At 31.3% G+C, this 21,601-nt stretch carries 24 protein-coding genes; 12 read left to right on the plus strand and 12 right to left on the minus strand.

Annotated features, from left to right (window positions below):
* Window positions 1-32 precede the first annotated feature (32 nt).
* Together PYW31_RS13070 and PYW31_RS13075 are read left to right on the plus strand one after the other, a co-directional pair.
* Window positions 33-1,028 (plus strand): LacI family DNA-binding transcriptional regulator, encoded by a 996-nt coding sequence (locus tag PYW31_RS13070; RefSeq protein WP_046836022.1) that lies wholly within the window; start codon window positions 33-35, stop codon window positions 1,026-1,028.
* Between the two features lie 412 nt (window positions 1,029-1,440).
* Window positions 1,441-1,641, plus strand: a complete 201-nt coding sequence (locus tag PYW31_RS13075) for a cold-shock protein (RefSeq protein WP_046836023.1) — start codon at window positions 1,441-1,443, stop codon at window positions 1,639-1,641.
* A 108-nt stretch (window positions 1,642-1,749) separates the two neighbouring features.
* On the opposite strand, the gene PYW31_RS13080 is transcribed toward PYW31_RS13075, so the two are convergent.
* A complete protein-coding gene (locus PYW31_RS13080; protein ID WP_046836024.1) occupies window positions 1,750-2,733 on the minus strand; it encodes an aldo/keto reductase in 984 nt (327 codons plus the stop codon).
* A 486-nt stretch (window positions 2,734-3,219) separates the two neighbouring features.
* Between PYW31_RS13080 and isaB the strand changes: the two genes are divergently transcribed.
* From isaB to PYW31_RS13095, 3 genes are all read left to right on the plus strand, one after another.
* Window positions 3,220-3,810: an immunodominant staphylococcal antigen IsaB family protein gene (isaB, locus tag PYW31_RS13085; RefSeq protein WP_046836025.1), complete on the plus strand. Its 591-nt coding sequence runs from the start codon at window positions 3,220-3,222 to the stop codon at window positions 3,808-3,810.
* A 501-nt stretch (window positions 3,811-4,311) separates the two neighbouring features.
* The gene (locus PYW31_RS13090) at window positions 4,312-4,803 is read left to right on the plus strand and encodes a DUF805 domain-containing protein (RefSeq protein ID WP_046836026.1); all 492 of its coding nucleotides are present in this window, start codon (window positions 4,312-4,314) and stop codon (window positions 4,801-4,803) included.
* Window positions 4,804-4,985: 182 nt separating this feature from the next.
* The gene (locus tag PYW31_RS13095; protein ID WP_046836027.1) at window positions 4,986-5,444 is read left to right on the plus strand and encodes an ASCH domain-containing protein; all 459 of its coding nucleotides are present in this window, start codon (window positions 4,986-4,988) and stop codon (window positions 5,442-5,444) included.
* Between the two features lie 245 nt (window positions 5,445-5,689).
* Here the strand turns inward: PYW31_RS13095 and PYW31_RS13100 are convergent, their stop codons facing one another.
* Complete coding sequence (locus tag PYW31_RS13100; protein WP_235602253.1) at window positions 5,690-5,905, minus strand: helix-turn-helix domain-containing protein; 216 nt, start codon at window positions 5,903-5,905, stop codon at window positions 5,690-5,692.
* 287 nt (window positions 5,906-6,192) lie between these two features.
* Here PYW31_RS13100 and PYW31_RS13105 point away from each other — a divergent pair, with 287 nt between their 5' ends.
* Window positions 6,193-7,299, plus strand: a complete 1,107-nt coding sequence (locus tag PYW31_RS13105; protein WP_046836028.1) for an epoxide hydrolase — start codon at window positions 6,193-6,195, stop codon at window positions 7,297-7,299.
* 159 nt (window positions 7,300-7,458) lie between these two features.
* On the opposite strand, the gene PYW31_RS13110 is transcribed toward PYW31_RS13105, so the two are convergent.
* The 3 genes from PYW31_RS13110 to PYW31_RS13120 all read right to left on the minus strand — a co-directional run bounded on the left by PYW31_RS13110 (window position 7,459) and on the right by PYW31_RS13120 (window position 9,701).
* Window positions 7,459-7,905 (minus strand): Rrf2 family transcriptional regulator, encoded by a 447-nt coding sequence (locus PYW31_RS13110; protein WP_046836029.1) that lies wholly within the window; start codon window positions 7,903-7,905, stop codon window positions 7,459-7,461.
* Window positions 7,906-7,969: 64 nt separating this feature from the next.
* Entirely contained in the window at window positions 7,970-8,599 is a 630-nt protein-coding gene (locus PYW31_RS13115; RefSeq protein WP_046836030.1) for an NAD(P)-dependent oxidoreductase, read from the minus strand.
* Window positions 8,600-9,269: 670 nt separating this feature from the next.
* Window positions 9,270-9,701 (minus strand): aminotransferase class I/II-fold pyridoxal phosphate-dependent enzyme, encoded by a 432-nt coding sequence (locus tag PYW31_RS13120; protein WP_153019305.1) that lies wholly within the window; start codon window positions 9,699-9,701, stop codon window positions 9,270-9,272.
* An 87-nt stretch (window positions 9,702-9,788) separates the two neighbouring features.
* Between PYW31_RS13120 and PYW31_RS13125 the strand changes: the two genes are divergently transcribed.
* Window positions 9,789-10,049 carry a PhzF family phenazine biosynthesis protein gene (locus PYW31_RS13125; protein ID WP_082104696.1) on the plus strand — a complete coding sequence of 87 codons (261 nt, stop codon included), beginning with the start codon at window positions 9,789-9,791 and terminating at the stop codon, window positions 10,047-10,049.
* Between the two features lie 95 nt (window positions 10,050-10,144).
* On the opposite strand, the gene PYW31_RS13130 is transcribed toward PYW31_RS13125, so the two are convergent.
* Window positions 10,145-11,125 (minus strand): ketoacyl-ACP synthase III, encoded by a 981-nt coding sequence (locus PYW31_RS13130; RefSeq protein ID WP_046836033.1) that lies wholly within the window; start codon window positions 11,123-11,125, stop codon window positions 10,145-10,147.
* 266 nt (window positions 11,126-11,391) lie between these two features.
* Here PYW31_RS13130 and PYW31_RS13135 point away from each other — a divergent pair, with 266 nt between their 5' ends.
* Both PYW31_RS13135 and PYW31_RS13140 read left to right on the plus strand, forming a co-directional pair.
* On the plus strand, window positions 11,392-12,243 hold the full coding sequence (locus tag PYW31_RS13135) for an SDR family NAD(P)-dependent oxidoreductase (RefSeq protein WP_046836034.1): 852 nt from the start codon (window positions 11,392-11,394) through the stop codon (window positions 12,241-12,243).
* A gap of 34 nt (window positions 12,244-12,277) precedes the next feature.
* Window positions 12,278-12,703, plus strand: coding sequence for an Rrf2 family transcriptional regulator (locus tag PYW31_RS13140; protein WP_046836035.1), 426 nt, complete (start codon window positions 12,278-12,280; stop codon window positions 12,701-12,703).
* A 43-nt stretch (window positions 12,704-12,746) separates the two neighbouring features.
* On the opposite strand, the gene PYW31_RS13145 is transcribed toward PYW31_RS13140, so the two are convergent.
* The 5 genes from PYW31_RS13145 to PYW31_RS13165 all read right to left on the minus strand — a co-directional run bounded on the left by PYW31_RS13145 (window position 12,747) and on the right by PYW31_RS13165 (window position 17,714).
* Entirely contained in the window at window positions 12,747-13,961 is a 1,215-nt protein-coding gene (locus PYW31_RS13145; protein WP_046836036.1) for an NADH:flavin oxidoreductase/NADH oxidase family protein, read from the minus strand.
* A gap of 4 nt (window positions 13,962-13,965) precedes the next feature.
* Window positions 13,966-14,811: an alpha/beta fold hydrolase gene (locus PYW31_RS13150; protein WP_201035629.1), complete on the minus strand. Its 846-nt coding sequence runs from the start codon at window positions 14,809-14,811 to the stop codon at window positions 13,966-13,968.
* Window positions 14,811-15,833 (minus strand): NADP-dependent oxidoreductase, encoded by a 1,023-nt coding sequence (locus PYW31_RS13155; protein ID WP_046836037.1) that lies wholly within the window; start codon window positions 15,831-15,833, stop codon window positions 14,811-14,813. The genes PYW31_RS13150 and PYW31_RS13155 overlap by 1 nt, the downstream gene beginning before the upstream one ends.
* A 353-nt stretch (window positions 15,834-16,186) precedes the next feature.
* Entirely contained in the window at window positions 16,187-17,026 is an 840-nt protein-coding gene (locus PYW31_RS13160) for an alpha/beta fold hydrolase (protein WP_046836038.1), read from the minus strand.
* Window positions 17,027-17,252: 226 nt separating this feature from the next.
* Window positions 17,253-17,714 (minus strand): Lrp/AsnC family transcriptional regulator, encoded by a 462-nt coding sequence (locus PYW31_RS13165; protein ID WP_046836039.1) that lies wholly within the window; start codon window positions 17,712-17,714, stop codon window positions 17,253-17,255.
* A 121-nt stretch (window positions 17,715-17,835) separates the two neighbouring features.
* On the opposite strand from PYW31_RS13165, the gene PYW31_RS13170 reads away from it, so the two are divergent.
* Window positions 17,836-18,381: a cysteine hydrolase family protein gene (locus PYW31_RS13170; protein WP_046836040.1), complete on the plus strand. Its 546-nt coding sequence runs from the start codon at window positions 17,836-17,838 to the stop codon at window positions 18,379-18,381.
* 73 nt (window positions 18,382-18,454) lie between these two features.
* Here PYW31_RS13170 and PYW31_RS13175 read toward each other — a convergent pair whose 3' ends face one another.
* Window positions 18,455-19,312 carry a PhzF family phenazine biosynthesis protein gene (locus tag PYW31_RS13175; RefSeq protein ID WP_235602254.1) on the minus strand — a complete coding sequence of 286 codons (858 nt, stop codon included), beginning with the start codon at window positions 19,310-19,312 and terminating at the stop codon, window positions 18,455-18,457.
* 411 nt (window positions 19,313-19,723) lie between these two features.
* Between PYW31_RS13175 and PYW31_RS13180 the strand changes: the two genes are divergently transcribed.
* Window positions 19,724-20,227: a GNAT family N-acetyltransferase gene (locus PYW31_RS13180; RefSeq protein WP_046836041.1), complete on the plus strand. Its 504-nt coding sequence runs from the start codon at window positions 19,724-19,726 to the stop codon at window positions 20,225-20,227.
* Between the two features lie 145 nt (window positions 20,228-20,372).
* Window positions 20,373-21,536: a chromate efflux transporter gene (gene chrA / locus PYW31_RS13185; RefSeq protein WP_046836042.1), complete on the plus strand. Its 1,164-nt coding sequence runs from the start codon at window positions 20,373-20,375 to the stop codon at window positions 21,534-21,536.
* The last annotated feature ends 65 nt before the right edge of the window (window positions 21,537-21,601 follow it).

Raw genomic sequence — 21,601 nt, forward strand, 5'->3', positions numbered from 1 at the left:
ATAGAGATTCCATTGGAAGGATTGAACGTATAATGGAGAAAAAAACAACTATTTCTGACGTGGCAAAATTTGTAGGCGTTTCGAAATCAACTGTGTCCCAATACATTAACGGCAACCATCAAAAGATGTCAGCAGACACGAGAGAGAAAATCAGAAAAGCAATTCGAACTTTAAATTATCGTCCGAGTAAGCAAGCACAATTTCTAACTACTAGAAAAAGCAACTTAATTGGCGTCGTCGTCGCTGATATTTCTAATATGTATTCATCATTACTGCTTAAGGGTATCAGCCAATATTTTGAACATACCAATTACCATTTAATTATTGTGGAAGCAGCAAATTCAGAGATAAAAGAACAGAAAATACTTCAAAAATTAGTGGATCAAAATGTGGAAGGTATTATTATTCAACCATCTAATGATAATTCTACAAATTACCAATTTATCGCTAATAATCAAATACCTATGGTCTTAGTAGATCGTGAAATAGAAGATAGTCCTTGGGCATCAATCACAACAGATAACGAGTCAATTGTTACAAAAGTCATGTCATCCATAGTTGAAAAACATTATAAAAATGTCATTGTCGTTTCCCAACCAATCCATCGCGTGAATACTAGGGAAAAACGCTACAACACTATAGTCGATGTCGCTAGGTTAAATCAACTCAACGTAAAGCTCATAGAAATAGACGAATCGCATTATTTAGATATCGACCAAATTACAAAAATATCTAAAACGGGTAAGACAGTAATCTTTGCACTAAATGGTACTGTGTTAATGGACACAATCAAACTACTGAATGACAATCATTTAACTATACCTGATGATATAGGCATGACTGGATTTGACGACTTTAATGTTACTGAAATCATTAGTCCAGGTATTACGAGTATCAATCAACCTTCTAAATTGATTGGGGAAACCGTAGCAAAATGTCTTGACCAAATATTGAATGGAACTCCACTTGTTGATTTAAAGGTTCAAACAGTTATTAAATCTGAAATTCATTGGAGAAATTCATTATAAAAACCTTCTCTGTGTTTATACTTCTTAATTACATAAATATCTTATACTTTTATTTATAGGCATACTTAAATCTTCTTCAGTTATGACTGAATGATTAACTTTATATTTCACAAACCAAGTTAATCATTCACTGCGTTTATTAATGTTATTCAATCCATTACAGACACGTGCGAGTAAAAGAAAACATAACTAAAGTTTTTTGTAACGCTCCGTTTTATACTATATAGTAGTTGAACATTAAAGTGGTAAATATAAATAAAACTATACTTATCGAAATATATAGTGTATAGTTAATCTAACGTAATAAAAGCTCGTGAATTTAATTGTAGTGTATTTTTTTCAGAATATCCTCTTTTTTAATTATGAATTTGTTACAAATATTATGTGCAAAAGCACGTGGAGGTATTCTATTATGAATAACGGTACAGTAAAATGGTTTAATGCAGAAAAAGGTTTTGGTTTCATCGAAAGAGAAAACGGAAGCGATCTTTTCGTTCATTTCTCAGGCATAGCTGCTGAAGGTTACAAATCTTTAGAAGAAGGTCAAAAAGTAGAATTTGACATCACTGAAGGACAACGTGGCGAACAAGCTACTAACGTTGTTACTGTTTAAATCACTATCATAAAAAGCACCAAACTACGCTTTGTAGTTTGGTGCTTTTTTTAATTATAATTCTCTTATAAAAATTATTATTTGTATAGCTGTGTCTACATGAATGTTTTAGTAAGTCCCTCTTATAAAATCTGCTACTTTTTCTTTATAAAAGTTTTCAATCTCTAATTTTTCGCTTTCTGTGAAGGATTTAGTGTCTAATGTAGCTAAGTTCTGTTTCACCTGCTTTATATTTCTAAATCCTGGATTAATGCAAGAGATTTCTTTATAGTCTAAAATCCATTTTAATGCCGCGCTTGCCATAGAAGGACGATCTTCTCCAATCCATTGTAACTGGTTAGCTAGTTCAACACCTTTTTGCAATCCTAACCCTGAGAATGTTTCACCTACATTAAAGGATTCACCATTTTCATTGAATTTACGATGATCATCCTCAGAAAATTTAGTTTCAGATGTAAACTTACCTGTTAATAAACCACTCGCAAGTGGTACTCTCGCAATGATACCTACCCCCTGTTGATAAGCTTTAGGAATTAACTTTTCCAATGGCTTTTGTCGGAACATATTAAAGATAATCTGTAAGCTTGCTACATTAGGATATTCTAAACAAATTAACCCTTCTTCAACTGACTCCACACTGACTCCATAATGTCGTATTAGCCCTTCTTCTGTTAATTGATCTAACACTTTAAAGACACTGCCATCTTTTAAAATGTCAGTAGCAGGACAATGGATTTGAAATAAATCAATTGAATCTCTATTTAATCGTTTTAGACTATCTTCACAGTATGCTTTTACTGTTTCGTAGCTGTAATTTTGTGGATCAGCAATATCTCCTTGCCTACAAAATTTAGTTGCAATATAGATTTCATCTTCTTTGCCTTCAGTAGCCTTAGCTAGTAATGCTTCACTATGTCCATCGCCATATACGTCAGCGGTATCAAAGAAGTTAACGCCTTGATCAATTGCATATGATAAAGCTTTTAAAGCTTCTTCATCATTCGTTTCACCCCATGCGCCTCCAATTGCCCACGTACCAAAACTCACTTCACTAATCATCATGCCAGTATTGCCTAATTCACGATATTTCATAATGTACTCATCCCCTTATGTTATAAAAAATATATATTCTCTTTACCCTTTATTGATAAAATTATAAAGTTTATTTTTAATTTTTATTCCTCAATCAAAATAACTATAATTACGCTTAAAAATAACTTTAAATTTAAATTGTGATATAAGTTCTCATTAATAATGTGTATCTTTTTGCATTTATAAGAAATAGGCGTATGCTTAAGGTGAATAATTACACTTTTACTAATAAGGAACTACAAAAACGAGGAGTGGTCAGTCAAATACTACTAATCACATGACTCTCTTTTCTATAATTGTATTAACAAGCTTCATCAGCCCTTTTCACAGTTCATAATCTTCTAACAGGACATTTGTTTATAAATAATATGTAATACACTTGCGAATATGGATCATGTTGATAGTTATAAATATCAGTTTGAACTGTGTAAAACATTTATAATTACTTAGCCAAGAGGGACTCAAAAAATTGAGGAGTGATTTATTATGCGTAAAGTAGGGAAATTCCTTTCAGCAACTGTCGTAGTATCAACGCTTGTCTTAGGCTCTTCTGCAGCATATCTTACGACTGGTAGCCCAGATGTACAAGCAGCTGAGCAAGTTCAAAAATGGGGTCACGGTGAAGGTGGTGCCAGTGGCGCAAGTAACGAAAGTGGTGCAAATTTAAAAGCTGAAACACCATGGTATAACTATGAAGGCTATACAACATACGACCCTTCATTCACACAAGATTATAACTTCGTACGTGCTTTAAAATATGATAATGTCTCAATCAATGGATATAAAGTAGACACAAACAGTGACGATGATTATGATCATATGAAACAGGTTTATGATACAACTGTAGAGTTTAATAGTGATAATGAAGTGATTCGAATTTCTTTCGCAACTAAACCAGACTCAGTGTCTAAAGCAACATTTAAAAAAGCACATACGTCTAATAAAATAATTGATGAAGGTGTCACTAACGGGGGCGAGCATGGTAATGGCACATTCGTAAAATACGCGACAAATGATGGTTCATACACAGCGTACTTTGACAAAGATAAAAAATTGATGCAAATAAACATTGGATAATAAATTTGAGCAACAAATATAAGTAGTTACCTTAAAAGTGTGGATTTAAGCCTCTATTATCGATATGGATAATAGAGGCTTTAAAATTATAAACAACAGTCTCTTCTTTAATACAAAGAGGAGATTTGTCATTTTTAAGTTTATTTATAAAAATTTTTGTACTTAAACCGGCAAAATGTTCTAATGTATTGTTGTGTTTATTTTTGTTCCTATATAAGGTTTGTCTTGTAATACCGCTACTTTAAATATTATAACAATTAATACACTTTTTATTTTACTACTTTAATTCCATAAGTTTGTCGACATTTACTTTCCCCTTCTGAAAATATTCAAAAATAATAATTGAAAAAGTGAATTTCATATTAGATTGATAACGATATTTTTCATATTATTAGAACTAGTTATTTCATTTATTTTTTACCTATTTACTTATCAAAAAAATATATCTATCATTTAAATTGTATAGTTTTTTAAAATATATTTTATATTCTAGGAGGGCATATGAATAAATCATCAAATCTTATTAGCAGCTATTTTAATTTTTGGAAACGTTGCTTAGATATTAATGGGAGGTCCACTCGTTCTGAATTTTGGCATCCTTTTTGGATTAATTTTTTAATCACTTCTCTTTTGGGAGTTTTTTCTGTAGGTACTTTAAGTAGTATCTTTGGTCTTATAACGCTTATACCATACTTTACTGTCATGACCAGACGTTTACACGATTCAAATCGTTCAATGATTTTTGCGATACTATACTATATTGGCGGGTTTATCACTAAAGCTGCAGCAGTAATATTTGTTTTAGGTATTATATTTGCGACTATTAGTTTTGAAGAATTTGGTCTATTAGGTACTACATTTATTGCTAGCATATTTGGTGTAGTTATTACAGGCGTAGTTTCATTGTATATTTTATATTTATTAATTAAGCCTGGTAATAAAAAAATGAATAGATATGGTTCTGGAGGCAGTTGCAGAACGCTAAGTGACTAGTAGGCGAATAGTGTTTTACAATTTCTAATAGAAGAGGTTTTTCAACATGTTCTGACAATATTAGAATGATGAAAATATCGAGTGAATCTAGGATGTATTAGAAGAAATACATATACATAAAGTAATTAAAGGGGATTTCTATAACTTCATACAAATAGATATTCTAAGAGAAGAGGGTAATAATGGAAACTATAAAACAATATTGGGAAAATTTTAGAGAAAAATATAACTTATCAGATAATCTACCTGAAGCATGGATGTTTGGAGATGGATCAGAAGTAATGGGAAATGAATTAGTAGAATTGGTTATTCGAGGTGTGAAAAGAGCAACTTGTTCAGCTAAATGTCTACATGATATTGAAGGTGAAGATATACCTGCTGAAGGACAATATAACATTGTTTTAAATGGTAAAAATGAACCAGCATGTATTATACAATACACCCAAATTGATATTACGCCAATGAATGAAGTGACTGAAACATTTGCAGCTTTAGAAGGTGAAGGAGATTTAAGTTATCAGTATTGGTATGATGAGCATGAGAGGTTCTTTCGTAAGGAACTCAGTTCATTTAATTTAGATTTTTCAGTTGATATTGATTTAGTTTGTCAGCAGTTTAGAGTAGTAGATGTAAACCAATAACTTAATCCATAATTAAATGTTAAGAAATACATTACATATAACCAAATTATAATTAACTACTCCCTTTTAATCGTTATCATTGATGGGTGGAAGATTATATTAGAAAAGACTCCTTATTCAATAAGGAGTCTTTAAAATGTTTCAAAAGGTCATTTTGTACTAGTAACAAAGGGGTTAAGTATCCTCGTACTTTTCGGTAATTCTCGCTTTAGTTTTTCAATGTTATCAATAAACTAGATTCTAACTTATCTTATTTTTTCCAAAGGATATTCATAATAATCACATAAAATTTCTAAATCTTGTTGTGGTATTCGCTTATGCCCGTTTTCCCAGTTAAAAATTTGATAATTTTGATAGCATTTTCCATATTTTTCATTCAATAAAATCACAAGTTTTGAAATACTTAGTTTTTTCTTTTCACGTAAGTCGGTTAATATCTTCATATTTATTCCTACTTTCATAATATATTTCAGTACAGGAAGTATTTTTTCGAAAGTAACATGATAATATTTTCAATACTAATTTACGTTAATTAACCTCACATCATTAAAATATTTTTTAATAAAAATACACAAAGTCCTTAGTTATAAAATTAACTAATTTTATATAATGATAGTTATCGGAAATATATCAAAATTAAACCTTGTAGCAATAATAGTCGTTTTAAATTTTACGACTAATAGAATTTATCGTGTGTAATTACTGTAGTAAGACGTATATACTATTAACATATAAAGAGGGTGTATATATGAATGAGATAACAATAAAAATTGATGAAATTGAGAAAAAAGAATTAGAAGATAAATTAAAAGCTACACGTTGGCCTCAGAGATTAAGTCGAAATAAGGATGTAGGATTAGAAGTAGAAACAGTAAAAAGAATAGTGGATTTTTGGTTAAATGATTATGATTGGAATGCTTTAGAAAAACACTTGAATCAATTTAGAAATTTTTCAACATATATAAACAAACAAAAAATCCATTTTATTTATGAAAAAGGAAAGGCGAATATCACAATTCCATTGATATTATTACATGGGTGGCCAGATAGCATTTTACGATATACAAAAGTTATAGAAAATTTGAAAGAAGGATTTGAATACAATGGAAAAAATATTTCTTTCGACATTATAATTCCTTCTATACCTGGATTTGGATTTTCTGAATTTAATAAAGGATTAAATAACGAAGAAATTGCTAATATAATGTATTTATTAATGCACAGTGAATTGAATTATGATGAATTTATTGTGTCAGGGGGAGATATTGGATCAGGCATTGCACGCTATATGGCTAAAAAATATCCGAATTCTATTAAAGGTCTTCATTTAACGGATATAGGAATAGTTAAGGACGTATTACAAAAGAATAAGGGCGTAACTGAAGATGAACTTAAATATAAAAAGAGAGCTAGTGAGTTCTTTGATAAAGAAGCTGGATATATGAATATACAGTCAACTAAGCCTCAGACCTTAGCTTATGGACTTAACGATTCTCCTGTTGCCTTAATTTCATGGATAGGTGAGAAGTATTATTCTTGGAGTGGTTATAATTTATTAAGTATGAAAGATATTATTAATAATATTTATCTTTATTGGCACACCAAAAGTATTGGAACTTCAATGAATATATATCTTGAAAATGCAACTAGATTACCGCAACTAGGTGCTATAGATTCTAAAACAGGCGTATCTATTTTCACTGAAGATATAATGATACCGCCTTACTCTTACATCCAAAGTCAATATAATTTAGTCTATTTTAATGAAATTGGACAAGGAGGGCATTTTACCGCTATAGAATCTCCAGATTTATTTACGAATGAAATTATTAATTTTGTTAAACGCATTATCTAAATAATACTGTGATGAAATTATTTTATGATTTTATCTAGTAATACGGTTCCAATCACTGCATTTAGGTAAGCTCTAAATGCACAAAGAGTCCCCTTAGTTAAGGGGACTCTTTGTATCAACTATCTTTTTTAACACTGATAGAAAATTATTTTTCATTTATTAAGAAAACCTGACGGCTTCTAACTTTTTAGTGATATCTTGCATAACATCAGCAAGTGTGATGCTACGCATTTCATTTTCCATACTTTGTTGAATTTTATCTAACTTTGAGTCCATTGCCATATGAATATTACTTCCGATTGGACAGTCTGGACTAGGATTTTCATGGAAATTAAACAAACTATCTTCGTTTACTAATTCCACTGCTTTATAAATATCATAAAATGTAATCTCACAGGGTTTTCTTGAAAGAGTAATACCAGTTTTCCCTTGGCTAATACTGATAATACCAGCTGCTTTAAGATTTCCCATAACATTTCTTACAATAACAGGATTTACACCAATACTTCCAGCCAAAATGTTACTGGTAACTTTTTCACTTTCACCTAAATAATTAACTACCGATAAAAGATGAACCCCTATCGTAAATTTACTTGAAATCTGCATTACAACAACCTCCTTCTTGTAATGTATTCTCTTACAAGAAATCTGTCAATGCAGATTAGTATTGTTATTCGCTAACAACACTAATTCTTTCTTTAATATGACTACCTGACTCAATCTCGTCAATCATTGCAATTGCATAATCTGCGTAAGAAATGACACTCTCACCTTGACTGTTGAGAATCAATTCTTCGCCACCTAGCGTATATTTTCCAGTTCTCTCACCATCTGCTTGGAAATCTCCTGCGGGACTGATATAAGTCCATTTAACATCATCATACTCACGAAGATCATCAAGAGCTTTCTGATGTGCATTAAGTACTTGTATGACTTCATCTGGGAAAGGTGTAACATCTGCAACAGTCTGAGTATGTTCTGCATTAACAAATAAACTTCCCGCTCCACCAACTACTAATAATCTTGTTTCTGATTCTTTCAAAAGTTTAGCTAAATGGTTAGCTGCATCAGGAACAATATTAACCGTTTCCGGAGTCCAACCTCCCACTGCGTCAACAATTACGTCATATTCTTCTATATCTTTCTTTTTAATATCAAAGACATCTTTGATAATTGCATCATTTGCACGTGTTTTGTTTTCCCCTCTAACAATGGCAGTAATATCCATACCGCGATTCAATCCTTCTTCTACAATTAATTGACCTGCTTTACCATTTGCTGCTACAACTGCTATTTTCATTATAATATCCTCCTTTGATAATGCCTTCTCCAAAACTTGTAAATAATTTATTACAAGTTCATCTTAACACCAACCACTAAACTTGTAAACCAACAAGTTACAAGTTTTGAATTAAAAAGACAAACTTAAAATGTGCCTTTGAGGTAATTAATTCTGTTTTATAATAAGGTCTATTCTAATGCTTAAATCAGCTTTTATATCATTATTTTACAAAATGCAATTTAGTATCAATAACAATAGCTTTCTAGATACTCATTTTTTTACTAAGGAAGATACTATAGAGAAAACACTAGAACATAATAGAATATATAAACATGATTTAACTCAAATATTTTATGAAGATGCTTTAAAATCTAATTAGATGCCGACTAAAGATAAATATAAGAATCAAATAAATGATGAGAAGAAGACATATACAAAGAATATAAATAAAATTTATGAGTTTCTAAAAGAAATTTAATTTTTATGTTGGCCAGTTTATCCACTGAAATTATAGTAGCCACGTTATTAGAGTGCATATACTATTGTATGAAGAACAAAGTTCAATTGCACATGTATTACTTTTCTAATTTAATGTATCTTCAAATCTTTCTATTGAATTTTAGATTCTAGAATTAGAGATAATAGTTTTTAATATGAATAATCCTTTTTCCACCTTTTCTATATTTTCTTAAGTAATTAATGAAATTCTAATATATTTTGGATTCTCCAAATTCATTAAACTGAACCTAGAATATTCATATACCTTAACTCCATGTCTATTTGCTATTTCTTCAAAATTCTCAATGTTGTGGGGGATTTCTACCCACTTATAAAAAGAGTGTTGATTTGTATTTTGGTTATCTTCCTGAAAATATTTCTCAAAAATTTTGTTTCTTGTTTTTATAATATTTAATCTTTCTTCAAGAACCTTATTTATTTTTAAATTTATTATCATTTCTATAGATATCTCTACATTTAATGAAGACGTTTTAATATTACTGTTTAAAATTGTATTATTTATACTTTTGGCAAATTTAGGAGAACATGCTAAAAAGCAAACACGTAAGCCTGTATTTAAAATCTTAGATAAGCTAGCTATATACATATTTTTGTGTAGCATATTTTGATATTGCGGGGTAGTTATCTGGAGCGATGAAAGAAAAAATATCGTCTTCTATTAATATTAATCCCTTATCATTAATTACTTTTGCAAGTAACAGCAAAAGGGTCAAAGGTAGATTGTGTTTCAAGAAGCTTTGCACCAAAATTAAATGTAAAAGAAGACCCCGTTTGTGGATCAGGGCATTGTCATATTATTCCATATTGGTCAGATAAATTAAAAAAAGATAATATAGTAGCATACCAAGCTTCCTCACGTGATGGCATAATATATGATACATATAAAAATGAGAAATTATTATTATATGGTAATGTAGCTTTATATTCTATAAGTAATTTATATATATAAGAAAAGCGAGTACAAAATATTGTACTCGCTTTTCTTATTTGGCTTTAATATCAAATTCCATCTCATTTAGCCTTGTTTTAAATATGTTTCACCTTTTATATAGCCCATCTAATTAAAGTGGAAGCATAGGCCAAGCCTCCCCCAAATCCTACCATTAAAATTAAATCACCTTTTTTAAGTTTCTGTTCTTTTACTGCTAAATCTATAGATAGTGGAATAGTTGCAGAAGACGTATTCCCGTAATATTTAAGACTCATCAATGCTTTGTCTCTTTTTATACCTGATCTATCACATATAGATTCAATCATTCTAGCATTGGCACTATGAGGCGCAAACCAAGATAAATCTTCTTTTTTATAGTTAGCTTTATTTAAAGTTGCTTCAATAATTTTTGGTACATTTCCAACAGCCCATTTGTATACGCCTCGACCATTTTGAACAATATAACCCGGATTTTCTAAATCCTCACCAAACATTGTTTCCGATAATTCCGAGCTATATAAGTTATGCCCTTTATCGCCATCTGACCCAGCACTACTGGCTATAAAGCTAGTCTCATCTTCACTATACTCTACTAAAAATGCACCTGCACCATCCCCAAATAAGATACAAGTACCTCGATCGGTGTAATCAGTAATTTTTGATAATGTTTCTGCGCCTATAACTAATACTTTCTTATTTTGTCCAGAAGTAATCAGTCCATTCGCTATATTCAGACCATATGTAAATCCAGCACAAGCAGCATTAATATCAAGGGCTCCTGCATTTTTCAAACCTAATTTAGCTTGTACGTATGATGCAACACTTGGCGTTTTATAATCTGGTGTTAACGTGGCATTGATAATCATATCTACATCATTTATATCTACTTGATACTTTTCTTGTAAATCAAGAACGGCTTTATAACTGATATCACTTGTATACTCATCTTCATTTGCAATTCTTCTTTCTTCAATACCAGTTCTTTGTTGTATCCATTCATCTGAAGTCTCTACAATTTTTTCAAAATCTTGATTATTCATAATTTTTTCTGGTACATATGAACCATGTGCAGTTATTTTGGCTAGCGAATTCATTTTATCAGTCCCCTTAATTAACTTGTTTACCTCATTCAATCATATTCTAGTACGTATATTACGCTTTTTATTTACCTAATTAAATCATAACACCCCGATTACAGTAAGTTGAATAAAAACCCTACTCTTTTTCTTTGTTCCCTTAATATTTTAAATAACTTTGCTACCATTTCATGAGCTTTAACTTGACAATATTAATGTATCTGCTATATTTGTATTTGAATCAGATACAAATACAAATATAGCAGAATAAAAAGGAGTATAAAATGACAACTTCAAAAACAATTATTATAACAGGATCAACAGATGGTATCGGTAAGCATTTAGCAACAAAATTAGCAGGTGAAGGTCATAAAATGATTATCCATGGCCGTAATCATTTAAAATTAAAACAAGCAATTAAAGATATTCAAACTCAGTCAGGCAATGATGATATCCATGCATATCAAGCAGATTTTGCAAAAAAAGAAGACGTTTATCAATTTGCACAAAACATTAAGAATGATTTCGATAAAATTGATGTATTAATTAATAATGCAGGTGCTTATTTTGGTAGTGAACGTGTAGCCACAGAAGATGACGTTGAAATGACTTTTATGTTATCAGTACAAGTCCCTTTCATTCTCACAAACGCATTGATGCCGTTACTTGAAAACGCAGACCAAGGGCGCGTGATTCATACATCCTCTTATATGCATCATTTTGCAAAGGCTTCTAATCTTGACTTTGGGTTAAAACATGACTATTCTGCAGGTAAAGCCTATAATAACTCGAAACTTTATACGATTTGGTTAACACGTTACCAAAATAAAGCATTGCGTCAAAACAACTCTAAAGTAACAATTAATAGTTATCATCCTGGTTTAATTTCAACAAATCTTAATAATAATGATATAAAGAAAAATTTAAAAAGTATGATGTTATCAGGAATAATGAAACCTTTTTCTAAAAATTTAGATGAAGGCATTGAGACAGGCTATTACTTAGCGCTATCACCTAATGTGAATCATGTATCTGGAGAATATTTTGACAATAAAAAAATAAAAAGAGTGAGCAAAAAAGGTTATAATAGTCTGAATGAAACGTTACTAATTAAATATTGTGAGGAAAAAGCATAAATTTAATTAGTATAGAGAGGTAGGTAGCAAATTTATGGACACAAAATTTTCAGTGGCGGTGCACATATTAATTATGTTTTCAGAAGCTAAAAACAACATAACTTCTGAAACGATTGCCCAGAGTGTTAACACAAATGCGAGTTATATTAGAAAGGTGATTGCATTATTAAAAGATGATGCGCTTCTCATCCGTCACCAAGGTAGTTTTAGTTATTCTTTAGGAAAGCCAAATGATGAGATGACCTTGCTTGATATTTACCAAGCTGTTAAACCTCCAAAACTTTTGCATACACATCAAAATTCTAACCCTGATTGTCCAGTCGGCGGTCCGATCAATAGTGTACTTGATCCTATTGTTTCACATGCAGAATCTCAGCTTGAACGTGACCTAGAAACACAGACATTATTTCAAGTCATTGAAAAAATTAAAGCACAACATAAAAATCACCTTACTCTATAATAGAGACTAAGGTGATTTTTATTGTTTATTAAATGGCGTATTATTACTCTCTAAGACGCGTTACTGCGACTTTTCCATGTTTACTTAAACTTGATAGTAACGGATACCATGCATTTTCCTTTATGACTACACTCTTATTATTGCCTATTCTTTTCATTTGTTGGTTATAGTAGCTATTAGCAAGAACTGGACCTAGTGTTTTATCCATAGCTTTAATACCTGTCGTTAATCTAGGGAGCTTAATATCTGAAAAAGTGTTTTTATATATATAATTAACAATATTAGGGCTTACAACAAATGGTCGTGCCATTCCTATGAAATCAGTATTATTTTGAGTAATAGCATCTTCCATAGATACTACAGAGCGAAATCCACCGGTTACGACAATCGGCGTGCTCACTTCTTTTTTTAATAAGGATGCATAACTAATAAAATAAGGTACTGCTTCTTTGTCACTCCCAGCCATTTTAGGATCTTCATAGTTACCACCAGATATCTCTATCAAGTCTATCTTTAACTCATTTAGCTTTTTAGCAACGTCAACAAAATCTTCTTTTGAAAATCCTCCAACTTTAAAGTCTTCAGAATTAAGTTTTAAGCCTATATTAAACTCTTCACCTAATTGAGTTCTTATTCCTTCATAAATTTCAACTAATACTCTCATTCTATTTTGGATGGAACCGCCATACTTATCCGTTCGTTGGTTTTCGATAGGTGATAGAAATTGATTTACTAAGTATCCATGTGCTGCATGTATTTGAACACCAGTAAACCCTGCTTCTTTAGCAAGGACAGCGCTTGTTACAAATTGCTGAACTATAGCTTTAATTTCCACTTCATGTAATGCTCTTGACTGGTTAAATCCTTTTGCGATTGACCCTTTCATTGCTACACCACTTGGTGAAACAGGTTGTTTAGTCAAAGATTTAGGTGACTGCTTTCCTGGATGATTCAATTGCATCCAAATTTCAGTATCATTTACTTTCCCAGCTCGTGCCCATGCTTTAAATTTTTCTAAATGTGATGCACTTTCTAAAACCACATTGCCAGGTTCACCAATATGATTACTATCCACCATCACATTACCAGTTACTAAAATACCTGCGCCACCCTGTGCCCATTTTTTATACAAATTAATCAATGTAGGCGTTGGAACACCTGTTTTAGAAGCTAACGTCTCACTCATTGCTGATTTAAAAAACCTATTCTTAATAGTATTACCGTTAGGCAATGTTTTTTCTTGAAATAAAACAGACAAACCATCACTCTCCTATAAATTCATTTACACTTTTACAAAAATCTATTGGCTCTTGGAATAAAGAACCGTGTCCAGCATTTTGATATATCTTTATCTCGGAATATGAAATTTCATCTGCCAACACAAAGCTATTTTGAGTAGGCACCATCTTATCATTGTCTCCGTTGACAATGAGCGTAGGCATGTCAATATAAGTTAAAGCCTCTCTATTCGCATTACCCCATTTTTTTATGGCCTTTAATTGTTTGATGTATGCAGGTAACGTTATTTTTTTATCTCTGTTTATTTTTCTTTCTTTTAACCTTTTAAGATATTCAGTTGCTTTAGTTTTTCCAACATCATCTTGGTTGAAAAATAAATAATACTTAGGATCTTTAGCGTGAAGTATCGCTTTGAAGGTTAATTTATTAGAAATTGGAATGATTTTTTCTATACCTTCTCCACCTCTTGGTCCTGTCCCTACTAAAATGAGCTTATCTATCTTTTCAGAAGCAATTTTCACTAGCTCTTGAGCAACCATTCCACCCATAGAAAGTCCTAGAACATTAATGGCATTCAATTGCATTGCATCTATAAATTCTAAAACACCTTCTGCCATTTCTTCTATCGTATTAGGAACTTTTCCTTTAGATAATCCGACGCCTTTGTTGTCAAATACAATCACTCTATATTTTTCACTTAAAGTATTAATAAGTTTCGGATCCCAATTATCCATCGTCGCAGCTAGATGTGTCAGTAATAGTAGTGTTTTATTATTATCTTGTCCTAAAATTCTGTAGGCGAATTGCGTATTTTTTTTAGACGTTACAAATTCATTAGGCACATTTTGATATGTTAATGGTTTCATCATTAGATATCTCCTTGTGTCTCATCAATTTTTAATAAAACTTTACCATTTGTATGATGATTAAATGTGTAGTCTAACGCTTGATTGATTTCATTTATTGTAAATACTTGATCATCTACATCTGGGATGATGTGGTCGCTTTCGATAATTTTACTTAGTTCTTTCAGTTGTTCACCATCAGAACGTACAAAAATGAAGCGATAATCTATAGATTTTTGTTTGGCTTTTTTATCAAATTTTTTACCTGCAATTGTAAATAACGTCTTCTTAAACATTGAGAAATCATTTTTTTCAGCAAAATGCTTATTGGGCGCATTAATTAAACTTACTATTGTTCCTCCTGGTTTCATTACGGATAATTCTTTATCAAATTCCTTAGCACCTAGGGTATCAATCACATAATCCACATTCGATAAAGTGTCCCAATAATTTTCACTCTTATAATCTATATATTGATCTACACCTTTTGCGATAAATTGTTCTCTTAACCTTGGACTACCAGAAACAATTACTTTTAAGCCTAAATTTTTCGCTATTGGAACAGCCATTTGACCAAAACTACCCGATCCACCTGGAATAAATAACGTCTTTCCAGATTCAGCCTGTAATTCTTCTGTAATTGCTTGATATGCTGTTAAACCTGTTAATGGCGCTGCTGCTCCTGTTTTAAGACTTAAATTGTTTGGTAATTTAGAAATTGCATCGGCATCCACTGCAACATATTCTGCAAATGCACCTATCTTATAAATTGGTAGTCGACTATAGATTTCATCTCCTAGATTATAATCTTTTACTTCACTACCAAGTTTAGTAACAACACCTGTCAATTCATTTCCCAAAGTTACAGGCATTTTATAATCTTGTATTAATTTTACACTTCCAGTTATAATCAACTTTTCTAAAGGATTAATAGCTGCATAAGCAACTTTCACTAATACTTCATTAGACTTAATTTCTGGAACCTCTATGTCTCTAACCTTTACTTCTAAATTTTTATTGTATTTTTCAATTTGTACAGCTTTCATTTAGACACACCTCTCTATATTTTAATAATATGCGTTACTATAAAATAACTCACTGTTTCATCACTGATACTGTTCATTTACGCATTCAAAAAACTCGAACGTTCGAAGTATCTCATCTCTTTCTAAAATCACTTCACCATTACCAAATTACTCATCCAGCAATTTATGAGCCTTTAAAAAATAAACAAGTGCTTGGGCTTAATGAATATTATCATTAGAAACAATAAAATAGACCATTTATATAAGATGGAAGGCAATTTTAAGCATTTTAGATGTTTGTCGTTCCAATATTTAAAAAACATGGTGTCATCTAGGAGAAAATAAGCGATGATTAATAATCATCGCTTATTTTATTATTCATTTAAAAATGTATTTACATGACTCGCAAACCTTACAGGATGTTGAAATAGATGTCCGTGCCCTGCATTAGGATATATAATTAACTGCGCATCTGGTATATTTTGACTTAACATAAAACTATTTTCAGTAGGAACCATAATATCATTGTCTCCGTTAATCACTAACGTAGGATTTTCTATATTATGCAGTTGTATTTTAGCTTGATCAAACTTCTCATTTGTCCATTGGGCAATTGCCGCTAACTGCGCATCTCTTACTTGTAACGTACTGTCCTTGGTTTTTTGAGAAAAAATTCTATTTAGTGATTGTTTACCCAATTCACGTCCTTTTTCTGTTTCTGGATAAAAAAGAAATAAAAACGTTTCAATCGCATCTTCTTCAGATCCCTCTGCTTTATACATCATTTCCTCCATTTTAGGATGTGATGGGCCAATTCCACCAGCAGGACCAGTACCTGATAATATTAACTTTCTTACTAAATCTGGATGATGAATGGCTAGCGATTGCGCAACCATACCTCCAATTGAAAATCCTAATATATCAACTTGTTGATATCCAAGACCATTTATAAATTGATACGTATCTTCCGCCATCGTATCAATAGTGCTCGGCGTTTCTCCATTTGTATATCCTACGCCAACATTATCAAACAAAATCACTGGGCGTTCTTTAGCAATATTTTCTAACATTAAGGGATCCCAATTTTCCATCGTTCCTCTAAAGTGAATAATAAAAACAAGTGGTATGCCTTCTTCTGTTCCCAATTTTTTATATGCAAATTCAGTGCTTCCGACTTTTAAATATTCATTTTCAGGTAATTTAAACTGTGTCATCAAACTCCTCCTTTAGGTTACAAAATAGTTATTTTGTAACCTAAATATAAAAGATTCTTCCCCATATTTCAACTATTAAGCCTAAATAATATGATTCATATCTTCTAACTATTAATTAATATTAACGTTTTCCCTTTTATAACATATACACAATCACCTAGAATGATCATTGTAGAAATTATTTCTTAGGTGAAAAAAATAGAACCTCAACGATGATGTTGAGGTTCTATTTTGCATTGTCTAAACCATCATTCTCTATAAATTTATGATTGGTTTTGAGTTGGTGCACAGAAATATTGAGCGAATAATTACCATAAGTTAATAGTTTCTGTAATAAATCATTTAATTGTACTTTTGTTTTCACTCTGAATTTTAAATGATAGCATCCTTCACCTGAGATTCTATGTGCCTCTAAGATATCATGGCTCATATTTATGAAATCAATAAAATTCCCATGATGTGCTGAATTCATATACATAGTTAAAAAGCCTAATATACCATCATTCAATTTGTCCTCATCGATGTTTAATGTATAGGATTTAATAATCCCTTCTTCTTCCATTCGTCGAATCCGATTTCCTACAGCTTGTCCTGACATGTGAATCGTTTCACCGATATCTTTCCATTGCATTCGTGCATTATCAGTCAAAAGATTTAAAATTTGAATGTCTATGTTATCTAATTTCATTTTAATATCCTTTCATGAATAAAGTTTTAAGCACTAAGTTGTTTCACGGCTATATTGATAATAGGTTGTTTTTACTCTAACATGACAACTGTACTATAAATTATAAGGTGGGTGTATAAATATGAATACAGCTTTAATTATTGTAGATATTCAAGAAGATTATTTTCCAAATGGGAAAAATCCGTTAAATAATCCTGAAAATGCAGCTAATAACGCGAAAAAAGTTTTAACGTGGTTTAGATCAAATCATAGTGAAAATATTTTCCATATTCAACATATTGCTCCTGATGACTCATTTGGTTTCTTTGCTCCAAATACTAAAGGCATCGAAATTCACGAGGCAGTGAAACCTATTGATGGTGAAACAATCATTAATAAACAGTTACCGAATAGCTTCGTTAACACGGACTTACAAGAAAAATTGCAAGAGAAAAATATAGATCATGTTGTCGTTGTAGGTATGATGACACATATGTGTATTGATGCTACAGTCAGAGCTGCAGCAGATTTAGGTTATGGCGTCACATTAATTGAAGATGCATGTGCTTCAAGTGAACTCACATATAACGATCACATCATCAGTGCACAAGATGTACATTATTCATTTATAAGTGCGTTAGGCTTCGGGTATGCTGAAGTTACTACAGCAGAAGATTTTGTTAAGTAATATTAGAAAAATAAAAAAGCTGCCTGAATGGTAGCTTTTTTATTTTGCGTCTAGCTTTCTAAAATGCATTAAATTAAAGTATAGCCGCTTCTCCTAATACACTATTTTGTAGTGTATTACTTTCCGTAATCCTAGATTTGACCATAATTTCACTATGTCGTTTTATTGCTTCACCTTGAGTAATATAAATATTGTCACCTTGTATATTAACTAAATCAAATAACTCTAAATATATACCTAACGCTGAAGCTGCAACACCTGTCGCTGGGTCTTCATTATAACCCGTGCTATTAGGAAACTGTCTTGCCGAAAAGGTATTTTTCTTATGCGTAGATTGAGTAAAGGGATAGAACCCTGTCGATTGATATTGATCACAGAGTTTCCAAAGTTTCTCAAAGTCAGGGCACAATGCTTGTAATACATCGTTAGACTTCAATTTCACTAACGTTTTATAACGTGAAGTTGAAATACTTTTAATTGGAAAATCATCAATATCTTCAATATTAATATTTAATACATTCGCTACTTCAGCTTTTGTTGGATTTACTGTCGCAATTTTAGGTAAAAGTTGTTCTACCTCTACCATTATTCTGCCATTGTTTTTATGTATCACTAACAGAATCTTTCCAGCCAAAGTTTCAATTAGCAATTTATTTTTATGAACCTTATGTTGTTGAACTAATACCGTCGCACACGCTATCGTAGCATGTACGCACATTTCCATTTCATTATTCGGCACAAAATATCTAAATTGAAAATCACAGTCATCATGTTCTGACGCTGTTATAAAACCAATTTCAACACCCTGTGCTTTTGCTATAGACTTCATTTGCTGAGCTGATAAGTCATCTGCATTTAAGACAACAGGACAAGGGTTACCCCCATTTTTAGTCAATGCGAATACCGTTGTTTCTACTATTGAGATATCCATAAATATCGCCTCTTTTATAATTATTATCTTTCTAGTTCATTAATGAGAATACTTTAATAATGTTACAAATGGTATTAATAATAATCACTTTATGAATCACTAGGCTTTGTTAAATGAAGTAATTTTATAGTAACTGAAAAACAGATTTTATTGAAATATAGAAATCTATTTCATCCCAATTGATTATACTTTTCCTATATCCAACAGGGCATATAAATGTTTAAATAATACATATAACTATAAAGTTTTTTGAATCATCAAATAACTCTATCAATTATATGTTATATCTCAAGACTACTAGCGTAAAATGTGTTCAAATAATGATATTTAGTGTGTGGTATGGACAATAATTTATATACGCTATCGTCTAAATGGACAAATGAATAAAATTAATATATAGGAGAGATAATAATGGATTTTTATTCCAGAGATTTAAAAGATACAGATATAAACGACATCAATGAATTACATTCACTTCCTGAAGTTACACAGTACCAAACCTGGGATGTTCAAAGTTATGAGGATACGGAAGGATTTATCAAAAAGGTTCTAGATAAGGATTCTCACTGGATTTATAATGTCATCGTCAATCCTGATACTGATAAAGTGATTGGAACTTTTCAGCTTTTAATCGATAAGGCGAATAATAGTGCTGAAATTGGCTATATTGTACATCCTAAATATTGGAATCATGGCATTGCTACAGATATGGTAGCAACAATCGTAAAATATGGTTTTAAAGTCTTAAAACTTAATAGAATATGGGGCGCTATGGACTCAAAAAATATTGCTGCACGTATTGTATTACAAAAAGCAGGCATGGAACATGAAGCTGTATTACGCCAAGATACATTATTGAAAGATGGTAGCTATAGAGATACATTAATTTTTGGCATTTTAAAAAGTGAATATTAAATGTGTACCGTTTAATTTTAACCTTTTGTAATAGTGTACCCTATCCATGTGTGGCAAATTCATCAATGCTCACAATTTAATGACAACTTTTCAAAAGCAATGACAATATCCTCACCATGATAAATAAATTATAAGGAGCGCATTAATGGTTAATTATCTACATATTTTTATGGTTTCTTTAAAATTAGGTTTAATGTCTTTTGGTGGCCCAACAGCTCACTTAGGTTACTTTTATGATGAGTACGTCAAAAAAAGACAATGGCTTGATGAAAAAGAGTACTCTGATTTAGTAGCTTTATGTCAATTTTTACCTGGTCCAGCAAGTAGCCAAGTTGGCATTGGTATAGGAACCGTGCGTGGCGGGGTAATGGGTGGAATTATATCATTTATTGGATTTACTTTTCCTTCTATTATTATACTCATGCTATTTTCACTCATCTTTACAAATAGTGAGGCGGATTTTAGCTGGCTCCAAGGTTTAAAACTGGTAGCTGTAGCTATTGTTGCTCAAGCTATTCTCGGCATGGGTAAAAAATTAACAAACTCAAAACCTACAATTACATTAGCTATTTTTGTATTATTCATGTCTTTATTAATTGATCACATATTCATACAAGTTATTTCATTAGTCATCACAGGAATTTATGGCCTTCTATTCTTAAAGCCTAATTCTATTCAACCTGCTGGTCGTCGTGAAAAGTTATTTCATTTACCTAAACGACTTGGGGTAATTTCTATCACACTTTTCATAACACTTTTAATTATGTTACCAATAGCCAGTTCGCTGACTAACAATATTTGGATCAAAATGTTTGATAGCTTTTATCGCTCTGGTTCTTTAGTATTTGGCGGAGGACATGTCGTTTTACCACTTTTAGAAAAAGAATTTGTACCGCAAGCACTTATATCTCCAGATCATTTCATTGCTGGTTATGCTGCGGCACAAGCTGTTCCAGGTCCATTATTTACATTTGCCTCTTATATAGGGACATCTATTACAGGCATTTCAGGCGGTTTATTAGCTACCGTTGCTATATTTTTACCGGCATTTCTTTTATTATTTGGTATTTTGCCGTTTTGGGACACTATTAAATCTAATGTATATGCTGATGGATTTTTAAAAGGGATTAGTGCAGGCGTAGTCGGCATTTTAATTGCAGCATTCTATAATCCTATATGGACGTCAACAATTAATAAAGAATTGGATTTTGTATTAGCAACTGCATTGTTTGTGTTATTAATGTTTTTTAAATGCCCATCATGGGCTATTGTATTAATTGGATTGCTCTTAGGTATCGTCTTTTATTAAAACATATAAAAACAACCCACTATAATTTGATTGTAGTGGGTTGTACTTATGTGTAAAGCAATATA

The organism is Staphylococcus succinus (assembly GCF_029024945.1).
Classification (GTDB): Bacteria; Bacillota; Bacilli; order Staphylococcales; family Staphylococcaceae; genus Staphylococcus; species Staphylococcus succinus.